Source organism: Demequina silvatica (genome assembly GCF_000971215.1).
GTDB classification, from domain to species: Bacteria; Actinomycetota; Actinomycetes; order Actinomycetales; family Demequinaceae; genus Demequina; species Demequina silvatica.
In genome coordinates this window covers 113,159-135,544 of sequence record NZ_BBMA01000011.1, presented here as the reverse complement: position 1 = coordinate 135,544, position 22,386 = coordinate 113,159, and the positions used below count along the sequence as shown (strand labels likewise).

The 22,386-nt window shown below is 71.8% G+C and carries 15 protein-coding genes; 2 read left to right on the top strand and 13 right to left on the bottom strand.

Going from position 1 to position 22,386, the window contains the following annotated elements; all coding sequences use genetic code 11:
* Window positions 1-99: 99 nt before the first annotated feature.
* From AOM05_RS13100 to rimP, 10 genes are all read right to left on the bottom strand, one after another.
* Window positions 100-1,419 (bottom strand): M16 family metallopeptidase, encoded by a 1,320-nt coding sequence (locus AOM05_RS13100; RefSeq protein WP_062522955.1) that lies wholly within the window; start codon window positions 1,417-1,419, stop codon window positions 100-102.
* A gap of 92 nt (window positions 1,420-1,511) precedes the next feature.
* Window positions 1,512-3,731 carry a polyribonucleotide nucleotidyltransferase gene (locus AOM05_RS13095; RefSeq protein WP_062522953.1) on the bottom strand — a complete coding sequence of 740 codons (2,220 nt, stop codon included), beginning with the start codon at window positions 3,729-3,731 and terminating at the stop codon, window positions 1,512-1,514.
* A 341-nt stretch (window positions 3,732-4,072) separates the two neighbouring features.
* Window positions 4,073-4,342, bottom strand: a complete 270-nt coding sequence (gene rpsO / locus AOM05_RS13090; RefSeq protein ID WP_062294277.1) for a 30S ribosomal protein S15 — start codon at window positions 4,340-4,342, stop codon at window positions 4,073-4,075.
* Between the two features lie 125 nt (window positions 4,343-4,467).
* On the bottom strand, window positions 4,468-5,442 hold the full coding sequence (locus AOM05_RS13085) for a bifunctional riboflavin kinase/FAD synthetase (protein WP_062522951.1): 975 nt from the start codon (window positions 5,440-5,442) through the stop codon (window positions 4,468-4,470).
* Window positions 5,443-5,447: 5 nt separating this feature from the next.
* Entirely contained in the window at window positions 5,448-6,389 is a 942-nt protein-coding gene (gene truB, locus AOM05_RS13080) for a tRNA pseudouridine(55) synthase TruB (RefSeq protein WP_062522949.1), read from the bottom strand.
* Window positions 6,390-6,821, bottom strand: coding sequence for a 30S ribosome-binding factor RbfA (gene rbfA, locus AOM05_RS13075; protein ID WP_062522948.1), 432 nt, complete (start codon window positions 6,819-6,821; stop codon window positions 6,390-6,392).
* A complete protein-coding gene (infB, locus tag AOM05_RS13070; RefSeq protein ID WP_062522946.1) occupies window positions 6,821-9,547 on the bottom strand; it encodes a translation initiation factor IF-2 in 2,727 nt (908 codons plus the stop codon). Before infB ends, rbfA begins: the two co-directional genes overlap by 1 nt.
* Window positions 9,548-9,675: 128 nt before the next feature.
* Window positions 9,676-9,837 carry a DUF448 domain-containing protein gene (locus AOM05_RS13065; protein WP_439644563.1) on the bottom strand — a complete coding sequence of 54 codons (162 nt, stop codon included), beginning with the start codon at window positions 9,835-9,837 and terminating at the stop codon, window positions 9,676-9,678.
* A 141-nt stretch (window positions 9,838-9,978) separates the two neighbouring features.
* On the bottom strand, window positions 9,979-10,986 hold the full coding sequence (gene nusA / locus AOM05_RS13060) for a transcription termination factor NusA (protein ID WP_062522942.1): 1,008 nt from the start codon (window positions 10,984-10,986) through the stop codon (window positions 9,979-9,981).
* 6 nt (window positions 10,987-10,992) lie between these two features.
* Window positions 10,993-11,457, bottom strand: coding sequence for a ribosome maturation factor RimP (gene rimP, locus AOM05_RS13055; protein ID WP_062522940.1), 465 nt, complete (start codon window positions 11,455-11,457; stop codon window positions 10,993-10,995).
* A 94-nt stretch (window positions 11,458-11,551) separates the two neighbouring features.
* On the opposite strand from rimP, the gene AOM05_RS13050 reads away from it, so the two are divergent.
* The gene (locus AOM05_RS13050; protein ID WP_156165192.1) at window positions 11,552-12,496 is read left to right on the top strand and encodes a DUF4439 domain-containing protein; all 945 of its coding nucleotides are present in this window, start codon (window positions 11,552-11,554) and stop codon (window positions 12,494-12,496) included.
* Between the two features lie 135 nt (window positions 12,497-12,631).
* On the opposite strand, the gene AOM05_RS13045 is transcribed toward AOM05_RS13050, so the two are convergent.
* Window positions 12,632-14,425, bottom strand: a complete 1,794-nt coding sequence (locus tag AOM05_RS13045; protein ID WP_062522987.1) for a proline--tRNA ligase — start codon at window positions 14,423-14,425, stop codon at window positions 12,632-12,634.
* 123 nt (window positions 14,426-14,548) lie between these two features.
* Between AOM05_RS13045 and AOM05_RS13040 the strand changes: the two genes are divergently transcribed.
* Window positions 14,549-15,601 (top strand): alpha/beta hydrolase, encoded by a 1,053-nt coding sequence (locus AOM05_RS13040; protein ID WP_062522936.1) that lies wholly within the window; start codon window positions 14,549-14,551, stop codon window positions 15,599-15,601.
* Window positions 15,602-15,682: 81 nt separating this feature from the next.
* On the opposite strand, the gene AOM05_RS13035 is transcribed toward AOM05_RS13040, so the two are convergent.
* Together AOM05_RS13035 and AOM05_RS13030 are read right to left on the bottom strand one after the other, a co-directional pair.
* On the bottom strand, window positions 15,683-17,767 hold the full coding sequence (locus tag AOM05_RS13035; protein ID WP_156165191.1) for a hypothetical protein: 2,085 nt from the start codon (window positions 17,765-17,767) through the stop codon (window positions 15,683-15,685).
* A gap of 179 nt (window positions 17,768-17,946) precedes the next feature.
* Window positions 17,947-22,371, bottom strand: a complete 4,425-nt coding sequence (locus AOM05_RS13030; RefSeq protein WP_062522931.1) for a carboxypeptidase regulatory-like domain-containing protein — start codon at window positions 22,369-22,371, stop codon at window positions 17,947-17,949.
* Between the last annotated feature and the right edge of the window lie 15 nt (window positions 22,372-22,386).

Sequence of the window (22,386 nt, the reverse complement as noted above, 5' to 3'; positions counted from 1 at the left end):
GGTGAGACCGTATGGACGCAACCTGGGAGATGCCTGGCAAGTGTGTAAGGGCAGCATAAGCACCCGCGATGCGGGTGCTGACCAGGGACGATGCGCGGGTTACGCGGGCCCGACCCTCACCGAGACGCGGTCGCGGGTGGCAAGGTCCGCGGCCAGAGTGCGCACCTGGTCCGCGGTGACGGCCCGCACGTCGCCGAGCATCTCCGCGATGGACCACAGGTCGCCGTAGACGAGTTCCGCCTTGCCCAGGCGGGACATGCGCGAGTACGAGTCCTCGAGGCGCAGCACCATGCCGCCCGCGATCTGGCCCTTGGCGCGCTCGAGCTCGGACTCGGTGACGCCCTCGGCCATGCGCTCGAGCTCGTGGGCCATGAGGCGCTCGACCTCGTCGACCTTCGCGGGCGTGCACGCGCCGTAGATCCCGAAGATGCCCGTCTCCGTGCTGGGCGCTCCGAACGAGTACACCGAGTAGGTGAGGCCGCGCTTCTCGCGGATCTCCTGGAACAGGCGCGAGCTCATGCCGCCGCCCAGGATCGCGTTGTAGACCGCGAGCACGGACCGGCGGTCGTCGGTCGCGGAGAACCCGCGCGTGCCCAGGAGCACGTGGGCCTGCTCGAGCTCGCTCCTGCGGATCCGCACCTCGGGCGTGAGGGTCGCCTCCACCGGCGCGAAGCGATCCCGGCGCCCCACCGGCACCGCGTCGCCCGCGAGGTCCCAGCCGCCCGCGACCAGCGCATCGTGCACCTGCGCGCAGACGGCGTCGTGGTCCACTCCCCCGGCCGCCGTGACGATCAGCCCGGCCGGCGAGTAGTGGCGCCGGTAGTGAGCCTGGACCGCGTCGCGCGTGACGGCCTCGATGATCTCGGGCGTGCCGCCGATGGGCCGGCCCAGGACGTGGCCGCCGAGCACCGCCTCGGTGAAGCGCTCGTGGATGACGTCGCCCGGGTCGTCCTCGTTCATCGCGAGCTCCTCGAGGATCACCCCGCGCTCCATGTCGAAGTCCGCCTGGTCGAGCCGCGCCGAGGTGACCATGTCGAGCACCACGTCGATCGCCATCGGCAGGTCGGTGTCGATCACCCGCGCGTAGTAGCAGGTGTACTCCTTGCCGGTGAGGGCGTTGGACTCGCCGCCGACGCGGTCGAACTCCTCCGCGATGTCGAGCGCGGTCCTGCGTGCGGTGCCCTTGAACAGCAGGTGCTCGAGGAAGTGCGTCGAGCCGGCGTGCTCGGGGGCCTCGTCCCGGGAGCCGACCCCGATCCACGCGCCCAGCGTCGCGCTGCGCATGCCGGGGATCTGCTCGGTGAGCACGCGGACGCCGCCGGGCAGGATGCTGCGGCGGATGACGGCGCCGTGGTCCTGCTCGATGGCGAGGTCGGAGCCGAGCGCTCCCGCGTGCACGAGGGGAAGGGTGTGAGGCATGAGGGCGAGCCTAGTCGCGGTGCGGCGCCCAGGAACGCCGAAGGGCGGCCCGGCGAACCGGACCGCCCTTCGAGCGTCAGAACCTGGGGCGCTTACGCCTCGACGGTCTCCTCGGCCTCCGCGGACTCCGCGCCGGCCTCCTCGACCACGCCGAGCGACAGCTTGCCGCGCGGGTCGACCTCGGTGATCTCCACCTGGATCTTCTGGCCCACGCCGAGCACGTCTTCGACGTTCTCGACACGCTTGCCGCCCACGAGCTTGCGGATCTGCGAGATGTGGAGCAGGCCGTCCTTGCCCGGGCTGAGCGAGATGAAGGCGCCGAACGCGACGGTCTTCACCACGGTGCCGACGAAGCGCTCGCCGACCTCGGGGACGTGCGGGTTCGCGATCGCGTTGATCGCGGCGCGCGCGGCCTCCGCCGACGGGCCGTCGGTGGCGCCGATGTACACGGTGCCGTCGTCCTCGATCGAGATGTCCGCGCCCGTGTCGTCCTGGATCTGGTTGATCATCTTGCCCTTGGGGCCGATGACCTCGCCGATCTTGTCGACGGGGATGCGCACCGCGATCACGCGGGGCGCGTGCGGGCTCATCTCGTCGGGCTCGGAGATGGCCTGGGCCATCACGCCGAGGATGTGCAGACGCGCGTCCTTGGCCTGCGACAGCGCGCCGCCGAGCACCGAGGCGGGGATGCCGTCGAGCTTGGTGTCGAGCTGGATCGCGGTGACGAACTCGGAGGTGCCGGCGACCTTGAAGTCCATGTCGCCGAACGCGTCCTCGGCGCCCAGGATGTCGGTGAGCGCCGCATAGCGGGTCTCACCGTCGACCGTGTCGGACACCAGGCCCATCGCGATGCCCGCGACGGGGGCCTTCAGCGGCACGCCGGCGTTGAGCAGCGAGAGCGTCGAGGCGCACACGGAGCCCATCGAGGTCGAGCCGTTCGAGCCGAGCGCCTCGGACACCTGACGGATCGCGTACGGGAAGTCCTCGCGCGACGGGAGCACGGGCACCAGGGCACGCTCGGCGAGCGCACCGTGGCCGATCTCGCGACGCTTGGGCGAACCCACACGACCGGTCTCACCCGTCGAGAACGGCGGGAAGTTGTAGTGGTGCATGTAGCGCTTCTTCGTCTCCGGGTTGAAGGAGTCGATCTGCTGCTCCATCTTGAGCATGTTGACCGTGGTGATGCCCATGATCTGGGTCTCGCCACGCTCGAAGATCGCGGAGCCGTGCACGCGGGGCACCACGGCGACCTCGGCCGAGAGGGGACGGATGTCCTTGAGGCCACGGCCGTCGATGCGGACGCCGTCCTTGAGGATGCGCTGGCGGATGGTCTTCTTGGTGACCGCGCGGACGACCGCGGAGATCTCCTTCTCGCGACCCTCGAACTGACCGTCGAACTGCGCGTGCGCGGCGTCCTTGATCTCGTCGAGACGGTTCTCGCGCTCCTGCTTGTCGGCGATCTGCAGCGCGGCGGCGAGGTCGCCCTCGATGGCGGCTGACACGGCGGCGAACACGTCGTCCTGGTAGTCGAGGAAGCGCGGGAACTCGCGGGTCTCCTTCGACGACTGCGCGGCGAGGGCGATCTGCGCCTCGCACAGCGCACGGATGAACGGCTTCGCGGCCTCGAGACCCTCGGCGACGACCTCCTCCGTGGGGGCCTTGGCGCCCTCGGCGATGAGCTCGAACGCGTCGTCGGTCGCCTCGGCCTCGACCATCATGATGGCGACGTCGTCACCCGCGATGCGGCCGGCGACGACCATGTCGAAGACGGCGCGCTCCTTCTGCGAGTACTTGGGGAACGCGACCCACTGGCCGTCGATGAGCGCGATGCGCACGCCGCCGATGGGGCCGGAGAACGGCAGGCCGGCGATCTGCGTCGACGCGGAGGCCGCGTTGATCGCCAGGGTGTCGTAGGCGTCGTCCGGGTTGATCGCGAGCACCGTCACGACCACCTGGATCTCGTTGCGCAGGCCGGACACGAAGGTCGGGCGCAGCGGACGGTCGATCAGGCGGCACGTGAGGATCGCGTCCGTCGAGGGGCGACCCTCGCGGCGGAAGAACGAGCCGGGAATCTTGCCCGCGGCGTACGAGCGCTCCTCGACGTCCACCGTCAGCGGGAAGAAGTCGAAGCCGTCGCGGGGGCTCTTGCCGGCCGTGGTGGCCGACAGCAGCATGGTGTCGTTGTCGAGGTACGCGGCAACGGTGCCCGCGGCCTGCTGCGCGAGACGACCCGTCTCGAAGCGGACCGTGCGGGTGCCGTAGGCGCCGTTGTCGATGACGGCCTCGGCAAACTTGATCTCAGGACCCTCCATCAGGAGTTGCTCCTTGCCTATTCGTGGCAGGCAGGCGGATGCGGCTCACGCCGCGTCACTGATCGTCAGTCGAAACGCTCAGAACGGTCCCCGTACGGAAGGGGGTTCTGGGGGTCACCACCGAGGATCAGCATCCGGCTGGCCTGCCAGGTTGTGTTGGTCGGCCCGGCGAACCGGGCCGCGACAATCCTAACAGCAGGGAGGGACGATGCGCGGGTTCCGCGCGCGCCCCGGCGACGTCCGCGCGGGGCCGGGCCGGCGCATCGTCCCCGGGTACGCGAAAGCCCGGCCGCTGCTACCCCTGGGGGGAGCGGCCGGGCAGACGCTGGGAGGGGCTGCGCTCAGCGGCGCAGGCCCAGACGCTCGATGAGCGAGCGGTAACGGTTGATGTCCGTCTTCGCGAGGTAGTTGAGGAGGTTGCGGCGACGGCCGACCATGAGGAGCAGGCCACGACGCGAGTGGTGGTCGTGCTTGTGCTCCTTGAGGTGCTCGGTCAGGTCCTTGATGCGCTGCGTGAGGACGGCGACCTGAACCTCGGGAGAGCCGGTGTCGCCCTCGTGGGTCGCGTACTCGGTCATGATGGACTGCTTCACTGCTGCGTCGAGTGCCACTGGCGTCTCTCTTCCGGTTCGTTGCGCGGCGCAACCGGGCATGTTCTCCGGTGCACTGGGATCCGCGGCCGTTCTGACGGCGACTGTCAATGGTACAGGAATGCGCGGACGGACGCGAACCGGCGTCAGGCACGCACCGCGAGCACGGCGCGGCACCAGTCGACGTCCTCGCCGAGCGCGGTCACCAGCGCGTCCAGCGACCCGAAGTCGAGCATGGGACGGCGCCACTCGACGAGGTCGAGCGCGACCTCCGCGTCGTACAGGTCGATGCCGTCGCGGTCGATCACGTACGCCTCGATGCGCAGGTCCGTGCCGCCCACCGTGTAGTTCATTCCGAGGCTGATCGCGGCGGGCATGCGCTCCCCCACGAGCGCTCCGGCGCGCGCGTTGGCGTGCCCGTCGAGCACGGTGAGCCACCCGGCGTAGACGCCGTGGCGCGGGATCATCCCCGCGCTGTGGTCGAGGTTCGCGGTGGGGAAACCGATCTCGCGGCCGAGCGCGTCGCCATGGATGACCGTGCCGCGCAGGCGGTGCTCGCGGCCCAGCACCTCGGTCGCGGAGGGCAGGTCGCCCGAGTCGAGCAGCTCGCGCACCCAGGTCGAGGACCACCGGCGTCCCGACTCGGAGATCGCGCACGCGTCGTCGATGATGTCGACCGCGAAGCCGAGCTGGGCGCCCAGCTCGCGCATGGTCTCCACGTCGCCGGCGTTGCCGCGCCCGAAGCGCGTGTCGCGGCCCACCACCACGCACGAGGCGTGCAGGCCGTGCACCAGGTAGTCGAGCACGAACTCCTCGGGCGTCTGCCGCGCGAAGTCGAGCGTGTACCGCACCACCAGCACGCCGTCGAGGCCGGTCGCCGCGAGCCGCTCGAGGCGGTCGTCGAGCCCGGTGATGAGCTCGGGCTGGTGCGCCGGGTCGTGCACGGCCTTGGGGTGCGGGTCGAACGTCATCGCGAGGGCGACGTGACCGCGCTCGCGCGCGTCCGCCACCATCGCCTGCAGCACGGCCTGGTGACCGCGGTGGACGCCGTCGAAGTTCCCGAGCGTGACCACGGCGGGACCCAGGTCGGGGATCTCCGCGAGCGAGCGCCAGACGTGCATGCCGGTCATTCTGCCGCAGGAGCGGCGGGGGACGATGCGGCGGCCGGCTCGAACACGATCGCGGGCTTCGCGCGGCCCGCCTTGGGCTCGACGATCGCGACGGCGCGCGGGCCGGGCGCGATCGCCACGCTCGGGCCCTCCACGGTCGCGTCGATCCACTGCCCGAAGGACAGCGCGGCGGCGTCCCGATCGGACACCTCGAGCACCGGCAGCGTCGCCGCCGCGGCGTCCGCGAGGGGGACGCGGGGCAGCGGCTCGCCGTCGTCGACCACGGCGCCCAGGTCCTCGAGCGTGCGGGCGACGTCGAGCCCGATCCCGCCCACACGCGTGCGGCGCAGCGCGGTCAGGTGGCCGCCCACGCCGAGCGCGGCGCCCAGGTCGCGCGCGAGCGCGCGCACGTACGTGCCCGAGGACACGTCCACCCGGACGTCCAGGTCCACCACCGCATCGTCCCTCCGCACCTCCAGGAGGTCGAAGCGCGACACCGTGACGGGCCGCTCGGGAAGCTCGACGTCCTCTCCCCCGCGCACGCGGGCGTAGGCCCGCTTGCCGTCGACCTTGATCGCGCTGACGGCGCTGGGGCGTTGGAGGATGTCGCCCGTGAGGCGGGCGATGGCGGAGCGGATGGCCTCGTCCCCTACCGCGGACGCGTCCGCGGTCGAGGTGACCTCTCCCTCCGCATCGTCCGTCACGGTCGACTGGCCGAGCCGGATGGTGGCGTCGTAGGACTTGTCATGCCCCACGACGTAGGTGAGCAGCTTGGTCGCCTTGCCGATCCCGAGCACCAGCACGCCGGTGGCCATGGGGTCGAGCGTGCCGGCATGCCCCACCTTGGACGTGGCCGCCAGCCGGCGGACCCGCGCGACGACGTCGTGCGAGGTCCAGCCGGCCGGCTTGTCGACCACGACCAGTCCGGGGACGGGCTCGGGACCGCCCTTGCGACCCAACTAGGACTCGTCCTCGTCGGGGTGCTTGTACGGGTCGGACTCGCCCGCGTACTCCGCGGTCTCGCGCAGCCGCTTGAGCTCCTCGTCCCGCACGTGCGCCTCGTGGAGGGCACGGTCGAGGCTCGCCGCGGTCTCGGGGACCGCGTCGAGGTGGAACTCGAGCGTCGGGGTGAGCCGGATGCCCAGCTGCGAGCCCACGATCGCCCGCAGCCGACCCTTGGCCTTCGCCAGGCCCTTGGCCGCGTCCTCCCGCTCCTCGTCCGTGCCGAGGACCGTGTAGAACACGGAGGCCTGCTGGAGGTCGCCGGTCACGCGGACGTCCGTCACGGTGACGAACGTCAGCCGCGGGTCCTTGATCTCGGTCTGGAGCGCGCGGGCGACGATCTTCTTGATCGTGCCCGCGAGCTTCAGAGCCCTCGCCTTGTCAGCCATCAGCCCCTCGGGATCTCGACCATCTCGAAGGTCTCGATGATGTCGCCGACCTGGATGTCGTTGAACTTGCCGAGCCCGATACCGCACTCGAAGCCGTCGCGGACCTCGGTCGCATCGTCCTTGAACCGGCGCAGCGTCTCGATGGTCGGCTCGCCGATGACGACGCCGTTGCGCACGACCTTCGCCTTGGCGTTGCGGACGATCTTGCCGGTACGCACCAGGCAGCCCGCGATGTTGCCGAACTTGGACGAGCGGAAGATCTCCATGATCTCCGCGCCGCCGACCTGACGCTCCTCGAACTCGGGCTTGAGCATGCCCTTGAGCGCGGCCTCGACGTCCTCGAGCGCACGGTAGATGACCGAGTAGAAGCGCATGTCCACGCCCTCGCGGTCCGCGAGGTCCTGGACGCGCTCGGCCGGACGCACGTTGAAGCCGATGATGATCGCGTTGTCGACCGTCGCGAGGTTGACGTCGTTCTGCGTCACCGCACCGACACCGCGGTGGATGATGCGCAGGTCGACCTCGTCGCCCACGTCGATCTGGAGCAGCGCGTCCTCGAGCGCCTCGACGGCACCGGAGACGTCACCCTTGATGATGAGGTTGAGGGTCTCGACCTTGCCCTCCTCGAGGGCCTTGTTGAAGTCCTCGAGCGAGATGCGCTTGCGACGCTTCGCGAGCTGCGCGGCGCGCTCGGCGGCCGCGCGCTTCTCGGCGATCTGACGCGCGGTGCGGTCGTCGTCGGCCACCAGGAAGGTGTCGCCGGCGCCGGGCACCGAGGTCAGGCCGATCACCAGCACCGGACGGGCCGGGGTGGCCTCGGTGACCTGGTTGTCGTGCTCGTCGAACATCGCACGGACGCGGCCGTGGGCCGTGCCCGCGACGATCGCGTCGCCGACGCGCAGCGTGCCCGAGTTCACCAGGACGGTCGCGACGGCGCCGCGGCCCTTGTCCAGGTGCGCCTCGACCGCGACACCGCGGGCGTCCTTGTTCGGGTTCGCCCGCAGGTCGAGGCCCGCGTCGGCGGTGAGCAGGACGGCCTCGAGGAGGTCGTCGATGCCCTGGCCCTTGAGCGCGGACACGTCCACGAACATGGTGTCGCCGCCGTACTCCTCAGCCACCAGGTTGTACTCGGTGAGCTGCTGGCGGATCTTGGCCGGGTTCGCACCCTCCTTGTCCACCTTGTTCACCGCCACGACGATCGGCACGTTGGCCGCCTGGGCGTGGTTGAGCGCCTCGATGGTCTGGGGCATCACGCCGTCGTCCGCCGCGACAACGAGGATCGCGATGTCGGTGACCTGCGCACCACGGGCACGCATGGCGGTGAACGCCTCGTGACCCGGGGTGTCGATGAACGTGATGGCACGGTCGTGACCCTCGTGCGTGGTGTGCACCTGGTACGCGCCGATGTGCTGGGTGATGCCGCCGGCCTCGCCGGAGATGACGTCCGCCTTGCGGATCGAGTCCAGCAGGCGGGTCTTTCCGTGGTCGACGTGACCCATGACGGTGACGACCGGCGGACGGGCCTCGAGGTCCTCGTCGGTCTCCGCGGCGAGCTCGGCGTCCAGGTCGAGGCCGAAGTCCTCGAGGAGCTCCTTGTCCTCGTCCTCGGGCGACACGATCTGGATGATGTAGCCCAGCTCGGAGCCGAGGGCCTCGAAGGTGTCCTCGTCGAGCGACTGCGTCGCGGTCGCCATCTCGCCCAGGTGGAAAAGGACGGTGACGAGCGACGCGGGGTTGACATCGATCTTCTCGGCGAAGTCCGTCAGGGTCGCGCCGCGACGCAGACGGATGGGGGTCGAGCCGTCACCGCGAGGGATCTGCACGCCGCCGATGGCCGGGGCCTGCTGCTGCTCGTACTCTGCCCGCTTCGCGCGCTTCGACTTGCGACCGCGGACGGGCTTGCCGCCCGCACGGCCGAAGGCACCTGCGGTGCCGCCGCCGCGGCCGCGGCCGCCGGGGGCGGGACGGCCGCCGGGGCCGCCGAAGCCGCCGGGACGGCCGGGACCGCCGGCGCCGCCGGCACCCTGGCCGGGACCGCCGACGGGGCGGGGGCCGAAGCCACGACCCGGGGTGCCCGCGGGCCCACCGGGACGGGCGCCGCCGGGCGCGCCGGGACGGCCGCCGCCTGCACCCGCGCCGGCACCCGGACCACCGGGACGCGGGCCGGGACGGTTGGCCTGGAACGGGTTGTTGCCGCCCGGACGCGGACGGGGGCGCGGGCCCGCCGAACGGTCGCTGAACGGGTTGTTGCCCGCCGGGCGCGGACGCGGACGCGGCATGTCGCTGGGAAGCGGCACGTTGGAGCGCGGGGCGCCGGGCTTGGGCGCGGCGGCCTTCTCCGCTGCGGCCGGCTCGGCCACGGGGGCCTTCTCGGCTGCGGCGGCGGGCTTGGGTGCCGGCTTCGGGCCGGGTGCGGCCTTCGGGGTCTCCGCGGGGGCCGCAGGGGCCTCGGGAGCCTCGGCGGCGGGTGCCGCGGCAGGCTTGGGACCGGGCTTGGGGGCGCCGGGCTTCGCAGCGGGCTTGGCGGCCGGCTTGGCCGGCGCCGCCGCGGCGGGTGCTGCGGAGGCGGCCGCGGGGAAGGCCTCACGGGCCTTCCGCACCACGGGTGCCTCCAGGGTGGAGGACGGACCCTTGACGTATTCGCCGAGCTCGTTGAGCTTGGTGATCAGGTCCTTGCTCGAGACTCCGAGCTCCTTCGCGATCTCGTGAACGCGGGGCTTTGCCACTTCTCTCCTGTCTCGGCTCGCCCAAGACAGGGTCGAGCCATCGTTACGGCTGGGTGCTCATCGTGAGATGCTCATCGCTGGGCCATGGGCTTTCATCCCGTCTGATTCGATGGTGGGCACGGTCCACGCTAGCCGACCGTGAGGCCGGTGACGTCCAGGTCCGCCACGCGCAGCGCGCGGGGCAGGGCCCTCCGTCTCAGCGCCTGCGCGAGGCACTCCGGATCGGGGTGCAGCCAGGCTCCCCGGCCCGGCAGGCTGCGACGCTCGTCGACGACCGCGTGGCCGTCCACGCACGTCACCCGCACAAGGACCGACCGAGACGCCCGACCCCTGCATCCGACGCACGTCCGCACCGGTTCCTGAGGAGCGGTGGCGGGGGCGCCGACGTCACGAGACGGGTCTCTCGGCTTCACCAGTCTAGCGGATCCCCGTCAGCGCCCGGATCCGGCTCGCCCGGGCACGTCGGGCTGCTCGTCCGAACGGATGTCGATGCGCCACCCCGTGAGGCGTGCCGCGAGGCGGGCGTTCTGCCCCTCCTTGCCGATCGCGAGCGACAGGTGGAAGTCCGGGACCACCACGCGCGCGGCGCGGGCCTCCTCGTCCACCACGGCGACCGACACGACGCGCGACGGCGACAGCGCGTTGCCCACGAACGTGGCCGGGTCGTCGTCCCAGTCGATGATGTCGATCTTCTCTCCGCGCAGCTCGCTCATGACGGCGCGGACGCGCGAGCCCATCGGGCCGATGCACGCGCCCTTGGCGTTGACGCCCGGGACCGTCGCGCGCACGGCGATCTTGGTGCGGTGGCCGGCCTCGCGGGCGAGGCTCATGATCTCGACGGTGCCGTCGGCGATCTCGGGCACCTCGAGCTCGAACAGCTTGCGCACCAGGCCGGGGTGGGTGCGCGACAGCGTGATGGACGGGCCCTTGGCGCCGCGGGAGATGTCGAGGACGTAGCCCTTGAGGCGCTCGCCGTGGACGTACACCTCGGTGGGGACCTGCTCGTGCGGCGGCAGGATCGCCTCGACGTCGCCCAGGTCCACGTGCACGTTCTTCGGGTCCGAGGACTGCTGGATGACACCCGACACCAGGTGGCCCTCACGCCCGGCGTACTCGCCCAGCACCGCATCGTCCCCCGCCTGACGCAGGCGCTGGAAGATCACCTGACGCGCGGTCGACGTGGCGATCCGCCCGAAGTCGGCCGGGGTGTGGTCGAACTCGGGGAGCTCGGCGGGGTCCTGACCCTCCTCGACGTCCTCGCGGGCGAGGATGGTCACCTTGCCGGTGACGCGGTCGAGGTGCGCGCGGGCGTGCCGGTACGCGCCCGGGGTCTTGTGATACGCGGAGACGAGCGCCTGCTCGATCGCGTCGACCAGCACGTCCAGACGGATGTCCTTCTCGCGCTCGAGGCCCCGCAGGGCCTGCATGTCGATGTCCATGTCCTACTACTCTCCCAGCCTCTTGAACTCCACGACGATGCGACCGTCCGTCACCTGCGCGACCGGGACGCGACGCTCCTCGCCGTCGACGTCGAGCACCAGCTCGTCCCCGTCGACGTCGGTGAGGCGTCCCGTGAGCGTGCCGTCCGCGAGGCGCAGCTCGAGCAACCGGGTCCGGGCGCGCATGAAGTGGCGGCGCTCGGTGAGGACGCGGTCGGTGCCGGGGGTCGAGACCTCGAGGACGTACGGCGTGGACGGCACGTTCGCCTCGTCCAGGGCGGCGCCGATGCGGCGGGAGGCCTCGGCGATGGCGTCGAGGTCGGCGCTGCCCACCTCGGTCTCCGGAAGGTCCAGCGTGACCACGACCCGCGAGCGCTTGCCTGCGGCGGTCACCTCGACTCCCTCGAGCACCAGCCCAACGGCCTCGGCCTCCGGCGCGGCGAGCTCGATGATGCGGCTCGTGATGTCCATGGCATCGCCTCCCACGCGCGGCGCGCGTTCCGTTCCTGAAATTCGGTCGACCCACATTCTAGGACCCTCGCAGGGGCATGTCATGATGGCGCCCATGCCGTCCCGTCCCTCCCGCGCGCTCGGCGTGGTCATCACCGCAGGCATCCTGGCGGTCGCGGTCGCGGGCTGCTCGTGGCGGGTGGAGACGCCGCCGCTCGAGCGGCGCACCCCCACGCCCACCGTGGTGCTGCGCGACCAGGCCGCGATCCGGGAGCAGACCGTGATCGACGTGGCGGACTCCTCCGAGTCCGGCGTGGCCGAGTCGCTGCTGGCCCCCGAGCGGCTTGCGGCGCTCGGCGGCGTGTACGTCGCGACGCCGTCGCCCACGCCGTCCCCCACGGCGTCGCCGACGCCCGATCCCACGCTCGAGGTCGCTGTCGCCGACGCGATCGACGGCGCGCTCGAGGCCGCGGAGGCCGCCGAGGCGGACGACCCCTCGCTGGCCGCGCTGCTGCGCGCGGTCGCGCTGTCCCACGCGGTGGTCACGGACGCTCCCGCCGTCGCGGGCAAGGCGCCGCGCGAGCGCGCCATGCCCTCGCTGGGCGATGAGGCGGGCCCGTGGCTGCCGGCCGACGGCACGTCCGCGGACGCGGCGGCCCTCGCGTCCCTGGCGGTCGCGCACGACCGCGCGTCCTTCGCCTACGAGGTCGCCGCGGCGCGCGCGACCGGGGTCGAACGCGAGCGGGCCCTCACGCGCTCCCGCCTGCACGAGGCCCGCGCCGCCGCCCTGGTCGCGCTGCCCGGCGTCGAGGACGACCGCGCGAGCCTCTATGACGTGCCTCCCGCCGGCACCGGGACGCGCAAGGCGCGGGCCGCCACCGAGCGCGCAGTGGAGACCGAGATCGCGGAGAGCTACGCGGCGCTCATCGACGGCGCGGACGCCGAGGACGTGCCGTGGATCCTGAACGGCGCGTACGACGCCTGGATGCAGGCCGCGTCCCTCCGTGGCTTCGACCTCGCCGACGTGCCGGCGCTGCCGGGCGTCACCGCCGCCGGCTGAGGCGCACCCGCGATCGCTGATCCACACGGATGCGACGCTGATCCACACGAACGCCCAGATGTGACCGCGCACATGCACGGAGCCGGCCCCCAGGGACCGGCTCCGTGTGGAACGCGGTCGAGAGGGGCGGGCCGCTCAGCCGGCCAGCGCCTCCTGGACGCGGGCGATCACAGCGGCCGCCGCATCGTCCACCGGAAGCGCCTCGCTGGTGCCCGCCGCGCGGACCTTGAGCTCGACGGTGCCCTCGGCGAGGCCGCGGCCCACCACCAGGATGAAGGGCGCGCCCAGCAGCTCGGCGTCCTTGAACTTCACGCCGGGCGAGACCTTGAAGCGGTCGTCGTAGCAGACCTCGATGCCCGCGGCCTCGAGCTCTCCCGCGAGCCGCGCGGAGGCCTCGAACACCGCGTCGTCCTTGCCGGTCGCGACCACGTGCACCTGGTACGGCGCGACCTGGATGGGCCAGACCAGGCCCAGCTCGTCGTGGTTGTTCTCCGCGAGCAGCGCCACGGCGCGCGTGACGCCGATGCCGTACGAGCCCATGGTGACCACCTGCTGCTTGCCGTTCTCGTCGAGCACGCGCAGGTCGAGCGCCTCGGCGTACTTGCGGCCCAGCTGGAAGATGTGGCCGATCTCGACGCCGCGCGCGAGCTCCAGCGGCCCGGAGCCGTCGGGCGACGGGTCACCGGCGCGCACGCTGGCGGCCTCGATGGTGCCGTCCGCGGTGAAGTCGCGGCCCATGGTGAGCTCGAACACGTGCTTGCCGTGGACGTCGGCGCCGGTGATCCAGCGGGTGCCGGGGACGATGCGCGGGTCGAGCAGGTACGGGATCGCCCGGTCCTCCTCGGAGCCCCGCTCCACGCCCTCGGGGCGGGCCTGCGGGCCGAGCGCGCCGGGGCCGATGTAGCCCTTCGCGAGCTCGGGGTGCTTGGCGAAGTCCTCTTCGTTGGCGGCCTCGACGCCGAACGGCGCCAGGGCGGCCTCGAGCCGGGTCATGTCCGCGTCGCGGTCGCCGGGCACGCCCACCACCAGGAGCGAGCGCTCCCCCGTGGGTGACGTGAGCGCGAGCACCACGTTCTTGAGGGTGTCCGCGGCGGTCCACTCGCGGTCGGCGCGCGGGTGCGCGGCGTTCGCGGCGGCGACCAGCGTGTCGATGGTCGGGGTGTCGGGGGTGTCCTCGACGTGGGCGGCGGGCGCATCGTCCCAGGGCAGGGCGTCGGGGACGGGCGTGGTGACGGCCTCGACGTTCGCGGCGTAGCCGCCGGGCGAGCGCACGAACGTGTCCTCCCCCACCTCGGTGGGCGACAGGAACTCCTCCGACTTCGAGCCGCCCATCGCGCCGGACGTCGCGGTCACGATCACGTACTCGAGTCCCAGCCGGTCGAAGATCCGCACGTAGGCCGCGCGCTGCGCCGCGTACGACGCGTCGAGGCCGGCGTCCGTGACGTCGAAGCTGTACGAGTCCTTCATGATGAACTCGCGGCCGCGCAGCAGGCCCGCGCGGGGGCGAGCCTCGTCACGGTACTTGGTCTGGATCTGATAGATCGTCAGCGGCAGGTCCTTGTACGAGGAGTACAGGTCCTTCACCAGCAGCGTGAACATCTCCTCGTGCGTGGGCGCGAGGAGGTAGTCGGCGTCCTTGCGGTCCTTGAGGCGGAACAGGTTGGGTCCGTACTCGGTCCACCGGTTCGTGGCCTCGTAGGGCTCGCGCGGCAGCAGCGCCGGGAAGTGGACCTCCTGGCCGCCGGCGGCGTCCATCTCCTCGCGCACGATCGCCTCGACCTTGGCGAGCACCTTCAGGCCCAGCGGGAGCCAGGTGTAGATGCCGGGTGCGGCGCGGCGGATGTAGCCGGCACGGACGAGCAGCTTGTGCGACGCGACCTCGGCGTCGGCGGGGTCCTCGCGCAGGGTGCGCAGGAAGAGAGTGGACATGCGAAGCATGGGTCCTAGGGTATCGGGCACGGACGGCGGACGATGCGCGGGTCGCCTACCGTGGGACGGAGGAGACCGCGCGGTCCCCGACCACGGCGCGGCGGCACCCACCGAGGGGGCACCATGCGCGCATGGACGGTCGTGGCGGCCGCGGGCGCGGCCGTGGTGCTGGCGAGCTTCGCGGGCGCGTGCGCGGCGCTTGGGCCCGCGCGACTGGCCCGCACGGGCCTCTCGCCGGTCGCGCTGGTCGCCACGGTCGCGCTGATCGCCGCGCTGGCGGCGCTCGTGTGGATCGCGACGCGGGTCGCTCGCCGCTGGTGGTCCCGGACCCTGGTGCTGGTCGCCGCGCTGCCCGTGGTCGCGATCCTCGCCCTCCCCGTCGGGGTGGCGACCTGGGCGGCGCACCCGGCGCTCGCGCCGTCCAGCGCCGTCCGTCCGGACGGCGCGTCCGACCTGACCGTCGAGGCGGGCGACGGGGTCGAGCTCGCGGCGTGGTGGCTGCCCTCGCGCGACGGCGCGGCCCTGGTGCTGCTGCACGGCTCCGGATCGACCCGCGCCGCGGTCGTGGAGCATGCCGAGGTGCTCCGCGACGCGGGCTACGGGGTGCTGATGCTCGACGCGAGCGGTCACGGCGCGTCCGGAGGGTCGCCGCACGAACTGGGCTGGTGGGGCGAGCGCGACGTGCGCGCGGCCGTCGACGCGGTCGAGGCGCTGCCGGGTGTCGACCCCGACAGGATCGGCGTGGTCGGCATCTCGATGGGCGGCGAGGAGGCGCTGGGCGCGGCGGGGGACGATGCGCGGATCCAGGCGGTGGTCGCGGAGGGGGCGACCGGACGCACCGCGGAGGACAAGGCCGCCTGGCTGCCGGGCGGCCCCGCGGGCGCGATCCAGCGTGCGATGGACCTCGAGCGCGACGTGCTGCTCGAACTGCTCTCCCCTGCTGCGAGGCCCGGGCCGCTCGCGGGCGCCGCGGCCCGGTCCACCGCGCCAACGCTGCTGATCGTCGCCGGCGACGTGCCGGACGAGGCGACCGCCGCATCGTCCCTCGCGGACGTCGACCCGGACGTCGACGTGTGGACGGTACCGGGCGCGGCGCATGCGGGGGCCCTCCGTACCGATCCGCACGCGTGGCGTGACCAGGTGGTGGGCTTCCTCTCCGCCGCGCTCGCTCCGTAAGCGGGACCCCGACGTCGCCGTACGCGCCGAGGGCCGCCGCCGGGTCACCCCGGCGACGGCCCTGTCAGCCCGTGCGCTCGTCTACGACATGGTTCGGGCCTTCGAGAAGACCACGGACTTGATGTAGCCCGTCTTCTTCGCGGTGATCCTCACCTTGATCAGGTGGCCGCGGTCTGCCTTCTTCACCACGTAGGTCGACGACTTCGCGCCCCAGATGGGCCTGCCGTCACGCATCCACTGGTAGGCGACGGTGTCCGGCTTGGGCGACCAGGCCGGGACCACCGTGGAGAGCCGGCTTCCTACCGCCGCGGTGCCCTTGAGCGGCGGACGGTCCGGCGTTGCCCAGACCTTCGGTACGTACAGCGGGGCCGAACGCACCTCGCGGTCGACGAAGGTGGGCCGCGACGCGGTCACGTCGACGCGGAGCTTCTTGCCGCGGTCCTTCGATGAGACCTTGTACGAGGCTGCCGTCGCGCCCGCGATCGGCACGCCGTTGCGCATCCACTGGTACGCGAACTCCGACGGCTCGGGCGCCCAGTCGCCGGTCTGCGCGCGAAGGATCACGCCCGCCTTCGGCACGCCCGTGATGGTCGGGGTCGGCGCGGTGGTGAACGTCTGCACGCACGCGTTGGTGGGCCGCGGTGCGCCGAGCACCACGTTGTCCATCCGCAGGCCCGCGTACGAGTTGTTGATCAGCCACCCGTACCGGTTGCCGCCCACGAGCGTCGGGACCAGGTCCTGAGAGTTCCCGCCCAGGGTCCAGGTGTCGAGCACCGCCCCCGAGTCGTCGAGCACCGACAGGTCCGCGTACAGCAGCCCGCCCTGGGCGTACAGCCGGTGACGCAGCGTGTACCACCCGGACTCCTCGATGAAGAGAGGGCTGGTGCCGTAGTTGCTGCGGTACGGCGCGGTGGTCGCGGCGGTCAGCCCGGTGCCCACCGTCCACGTCCCGGAGCCGTCCGCGCCCGCGTAGAACATGAAGCTCCGCTGCAGCTGGCCGTCGGTGCCGTTGACCGCGTGGGCCCAGGTGAACTGCCCCGAGGCCGCGTCCGCATCGAGGTAGAAGTCGGCCGACGTGGTGTAGCCGCCCGACGGGAACTCCGTCGCGTAGCCCCCGTAGGCCATGGTCACCGTGCCGGTGCCGTTGTGGGTGCCGTAGTTGGTCACCGGAGCCTCGGCGTACCAGCAGCCCGAGGACGCGAGCAGCCCGTCGTTCTGCCTGGTCACCAGCCCCAGCCCCGCCGAGGTGCCCTGCTCGAAGCCGCCCACGAACGTGGCGGGCAGGACCCGGTCGGTCTGCGGCGTCGCAGTGATCGTGATGAGCGGCGTGCGGTAGTTGTTGTTGTCGAACTGCCACCCGCTCGCGGCCTTGAACACGCCCAGCTCGGGCGTCTCGTCCTCGGCCGGGAAGTTCACGTCATCGTTCGAGTCGAAGTAGAGCACGCCTTGGCTGACGTTGGTGCCCCGCACGGGCGCCTCGTCCGCCATCGACACGTCGATGCTGTCCCAGGGCCCGCCCACGGCGAGCCCCGAGCCGAACCGGCTGGTCGGGAAGGTCACCGCGGCGATCACCTCGGTGGGCAGCTCCACGCCCTGGTTGTGCAGGTCGAAGGTGACCGTCTGCACGTAGTTCGCGACGCATCGTCCCCTCGCCGCGTCGTACCACCAGGCCGACTCGACGTAGAAGCTCGTGTCCGGGTTGTCCACGCACGTGCCCGGCTGGGAGCTCGGGCGGTAGCGGATGTTGACCTGGCGGGTCAGGGTGGCGAGCAGGTCGCCCACCGCGCCGCCGGCGCCCACCGCGTACACGTTGACCGTGACCGGGTGGCTGAAGCTGGCGTTGGCCGCGCTGGTGCAGTTCTCGTTGTTCCAGCCGCCGGTCTGGCACGCGAAGCTCTGCAGAGTCACCTGGATGGTGTCGAGCGTACGGGCCTCGCCTGCCAGCGTGATCCGGTCGCCCAGCTCGGCGATCGAGCGCGTCTGCAGGTTCAGGTGGCCGCCCGGATCCGTGTACTGGTCTGTCGCGAACTGGTACACGGTGTCCACGCGTGGATCATCCGTGGCCGCGCCCGCGGGCGTCGCGATCAGGCTGGTCGCGAGCATCACGGCCGCCGCCAGCCCCCCGATGGCGGCGCGAGAGCGCAGCCGGTTCCCCCTCTGATGCATATCTGTTCCCCCAGTCATGCGACCCGCACATGGATCAGGAACGCGGCATCACCGCCGTGTCCCGGTGCGGATGATTGGGAACATACTCCGCTTCGCGCGCTTTGGCACGCTTTTTCCTTTTTTCCTTGTATGGGGCCAAGGTTGAGGGGACGATGCAAGGGTCGCCCTGCCCCGCAGCGTCACCCGCCGTACTTGGCGGCCCAGCGGTACACCGACTGCGCCATGCGGACGCGGGTCAACGAGGCGTTGGGCTTGTACGTGCCGTCCGGGTCCCCCATCGCGATGCCCTTCGACGCGGCCCAGGTGATCGCCTTGTACGTGCTGCTCGTGGTCTTGACGTCCTTGAAGGGCGACTTCGACGGAGGCGTGTAGGCCGGCTTGTCCGCGAGTCGGTAGAGGAGGTCCGCCGTGGCGCCGCGCGTCACCGCGTCGCCCGGGCGGTACGCGCGGGTGGTGACGATCCCCTCCTGGCGGAGCCACAGGGCAGCGCGGTAGATCGGCGACGTCGCCGCGACGTCCGTGAACGGCGACGCCTTGGGAAGGCGGACGTCAGGCTCGCCCGCAAGGCGGTAGAGGTACTGCGCCATCTGGCCGCGCGTCACGGTGGCTTGAGGCCGGAAGCTCCCGTCCCCGAACCCGGTGGCGATGCCGGCGTCCGCGATCCACGAGATCTCGAACCAGGCCGGACTTGCGTAGGTCACGTCCGTGAAGAAGTAGACCGGGATGTACGCCTCGGTCGCGTATAGCCCGTCGAAAGCCGGGCTCGAGCGGTACGTCGAGGCCCCGCCCACCCAGATCCGCCGCCCGGTGAAGGCATTCCACTGCGCGGGGGTAGTCACGACGCCGTCGGTCATCACCACGCGCACCGAGTCCCTGTCCGGCACCTCGAGCGCGAACGGCGCGCCCTGGGGTCCGCAGATGGCGCCCCGCGCACTCTTCCACTTGTTGATGGCCACCGCGCAGACGGTCTTGCTGGTGAAGTCGAGCGGGACGTTGAGCGACCCGACGAACACACCCTCGTGCTCCGTGCGGCCCAGTGTCCGGTCCGCACCGGTGATGGACCACGATCCCGACGCGGTGGGGAAGGTCAGCGTGCGCGGCGAGATCGCGGTGCGCGCGCGCACCCATCCCCCGAGGTGTCCGGCCGGGTCGATGTACACGCGGAACGACCCGGCGGGGACATGATCGAAGGAGTAGTTACCGCTGACGTCCGCGGTCGTGGAGTCCACAAGTTGACCTGCGAGCGTGTAGAGCCTGATCGGGGTCCCGTCTCTTTCGAACAGGGGTGCAGACACCCGACCGGCGATGGTGCCTCCCTTGCCGAGCACCATGCGCGCGGCGACCGTCTCGCCTGTCCGCACCGTGAGCCGCTTGGCGTCCGACACCCCCACCGCCGACGGGTACCACCTGTCGCCGAGGCCGTCGAAGCCCACCGCACGCACCACGTACGTGCCTGGCAGCAGATCGTCGAGCGCATAGGCGCCATCGACGGTGTCGCAATAGCGGCCCACATAGTCGAGGCGCGACGTGTACGCCTCGAGGCAGCCCGCCACGGCCTCGCCCGACTTGGCGGTGACCGACACTCGGATGGTCCCCGCGGGGCGCAGCCGTCCGCTGGCGTGGCCGGTGCCGCCCGCGGCGACGGTGATCGTCTTCGCGCCCGCGGAGGTGAGGGTGCCGCCGTACCAAAGCGACGCCTGCCCCGGTGAACCCAGGAATCGGACCGTGTACGTGCCGGCCGGCAGGCTGTCCACCGTGTAGGCGCCATCCTCGCCGGCGACGGCTGCCTGGACCGCCCGGCCATCGATGTCGACCACGACCGCCTTCGCACCTGAGGCCGGCGCTCCCGCGGACGTCGTGATGACTCCCGAGATCGTCGCCTCGACCTTCAGCGTCGCGGGCGGCAGCGTCACGTCGTAGGTCGGAACCTCCACCGGCTTCGCCTTGGCCCTACGACCGGCGCCGTCGTACCACTGGAACGCCGCGCCCGCGCCCTCGGAGTAGAACTGCACGTAGTAGGAGGTGTGCTCGTGCACCTGGATCGAGTACTTCGAGACGCCAGGCTCCAGGCACTGCTCACGCTCGAACCCGGCTCCATCGGTCACCTGTGCGCAGACCGTCAGCCCCTCCAGGCCGGCGGGCCGGATGATCGTGCCCCTGAGCGACGGCGCGTCCTCCATCGACACGCGGACGTTCTCGGTCCGCCCGGCGCCGACCCCGGCAACAGACTGTCGAGCCGCCTGCAGCGCCTCCGCGCCGCGCACCCTCACTTCCGGATACTGACCGAGGTCGTGCCCGACCGACAAAGTGAACACACCGTCGACGTTGTCGCAGGTCGTCGCGGCAACCGCCTTGCCGTCGAGCAGATCGGCGCACCCGTCCATGACGACCGTGCCGTCGAAACGCCTCGCGGTGGCGAGCACCGTCCCGCCGAACGCGAGGTTCATCGCAAGGTCTTCTGCGCCGATCGTCGACGTCACCGGCGAGCCACCGCGGCTGACGATCGCGCCGGGCAACTTCTCGCCCCAGCAGCCGTCCGTCGCCGGCGCGGGGGCGACGCAGATCCGGTAGGCCCCGGTGGCGAGCCCGTCGAGCTCGAAGGGGTCTCCCACGTCGCCGCAGTCGCGCGCCAGCTCGATCGCCGCCGCCGGGTCGAGCGCCATCACGCACGCCGACGCGGCGGCCATGGTGTCGGGCACCGCGATGGTGCCCGTGATCCGTTGCCCGGGCTCGAGCGCGATGTCGACGTCGCTGATCGTCCGGGCCTTCGCGCGCCCCGTCACGGTCGTGGCGCCGGAGAAGCTCGCGGACGAGGCGTACCAGGCCTGCCCGTAGCTATCCGCTGCGATGACTCCGATGCTGGAAGCCACGACAGGTGCAACCATCTGGTAGGACCCGTCGCTCGCCGTCGTGGCCGTCGACAGCACGCCAGACTTGTTCGCTCGCACGACAGTGGCACCGGCGACCGGAGCCCCGTCGGGGCCGAGCACATGGCCGCGCACCGTCTGGGTGGTCGGCAGCTTCATCGCGAGGCGGACGTGCTGGGTTCCCGACAACGTGATCCGGGACCCGGGCGCGTTGACCACCGCCGGATAGGCCACGGTCGCATAGGAGCCCGGCACGTCCCGCACCTCGAAGCTGTACGTCCCGTCGGGCAACCCCGTGAAGGACGCGACTCCGTCCGCCGCGATCGTGCAGTCCTGCCCCCTATCCTTCTTCGCCGGGCCGTGGAGCACCGCATACACGCAGCCCTTGGTGATGGCGTTGCCGTCCGCGCGCTTGACGGCCACGGTCGCCGACGCCTTGCCTAGCGCGGGGACCGTGATCGGGATCACCGTGGTGCCGCCCGCTTGGACCCTCGTCTGCGGCATCCACAGGCTCCTGTCGCGCGTGTTGAGCGCGTCTCTCAGGTCGAAGGCTCCGGGATTCAGCCAGAAGTCCTTCGTCGCCGTGACGGTGAACACACCGCCGACCGGCGCGCAGTTGGTCGTGAGACCCAGGGCGGGGAGCCCGTCCTGGGGAACCAGGCATCCCCTCGACAGCGGCGCGCCGTTGTCGAGCGTGACGGCGATCTTGAGCGTTCCGCCCCACGCCAGAGCGACGGCGGTGGTGCTCCCCGCCTCCACATCGATGCGCTTGGCCGCCAAGGGGCTCGAAGCCGGTCCGCCAAACCAACCCGTGTCGCTGGTGCACCCCCGGGTGGCGGGATAGGGTGCGACGCAGAGCACGTACCCGCCCCCGCGCACGGCGTCTACTCCCCCGCGCAGGTCGTCGAAGCGGAACCGCTCGCCGAGGAGACCACAGCCCTTGGCCAGCGGCGGACCGTCCGACGCGTAGTCGTAGACGAGCACGCACGCCTGTGCGCCGGTCGCGATCAGGCCGGGCGGCGCGGCGATCGTGCCCTCGATCGCGCCAGCCGGGGCGAGCACCATGTCGGCCCTTGTCCGGAATGGTGCGGAGGGGCCGTAGAACGTGCCTCCCTGGCTCAGGGGCGCGCTGGGCCACGAGCTGGCGCCGAAGCCGGTCTTCTCGAAGGAGACCAGCTGGCTGGTGTTCGCCGCGATCGTGAGGACGTACCGCCCGTCGGCACCGGTCTCGACCGACGCGCCGCGAGCGAGGTCGCCGTCAGCCGCGGCGTCCCGCATCGTGACCGTCACGCCCGCCATCGGGGCGCCGTCAGTGTCGCGCACCGTGCCGCTGATCGTGCTCTTGGCCAGCAGCGCATACGAGATATCGGCGGCCCCACCGTCGGCGACCGTGACGGCGGTCGCGGACGCGAGGGTCGATGCGCGGTCGTAGTACTGCGTCGGGGCGGTGCCGAAGCCGGAGAGCTTGAGGCGGTAGTCGCCGTCCGCGAGCCCGCCCACCGTGTAGGTGCCGGCCTCGCCCACGCAGTCCGAGCCCACCGACGTGCCTGCGGCGTCGAACGCCTCGACGCATCCCCCGGTCGCGACGGAGCCGTCGGCCCAGTGGGTCACGCCGACCACGACCGAGCCGGTGGGAAGCGCCTCCGCGGCCTGCGCGGGCGCGGCCGCGAGCCCCGCGACCATCAATGCGGCTCCGAGCGCGCTCGTGGCGCGCGTCAGCATGGTCCTGCCGAGCATGTATCCCCCTGCGAC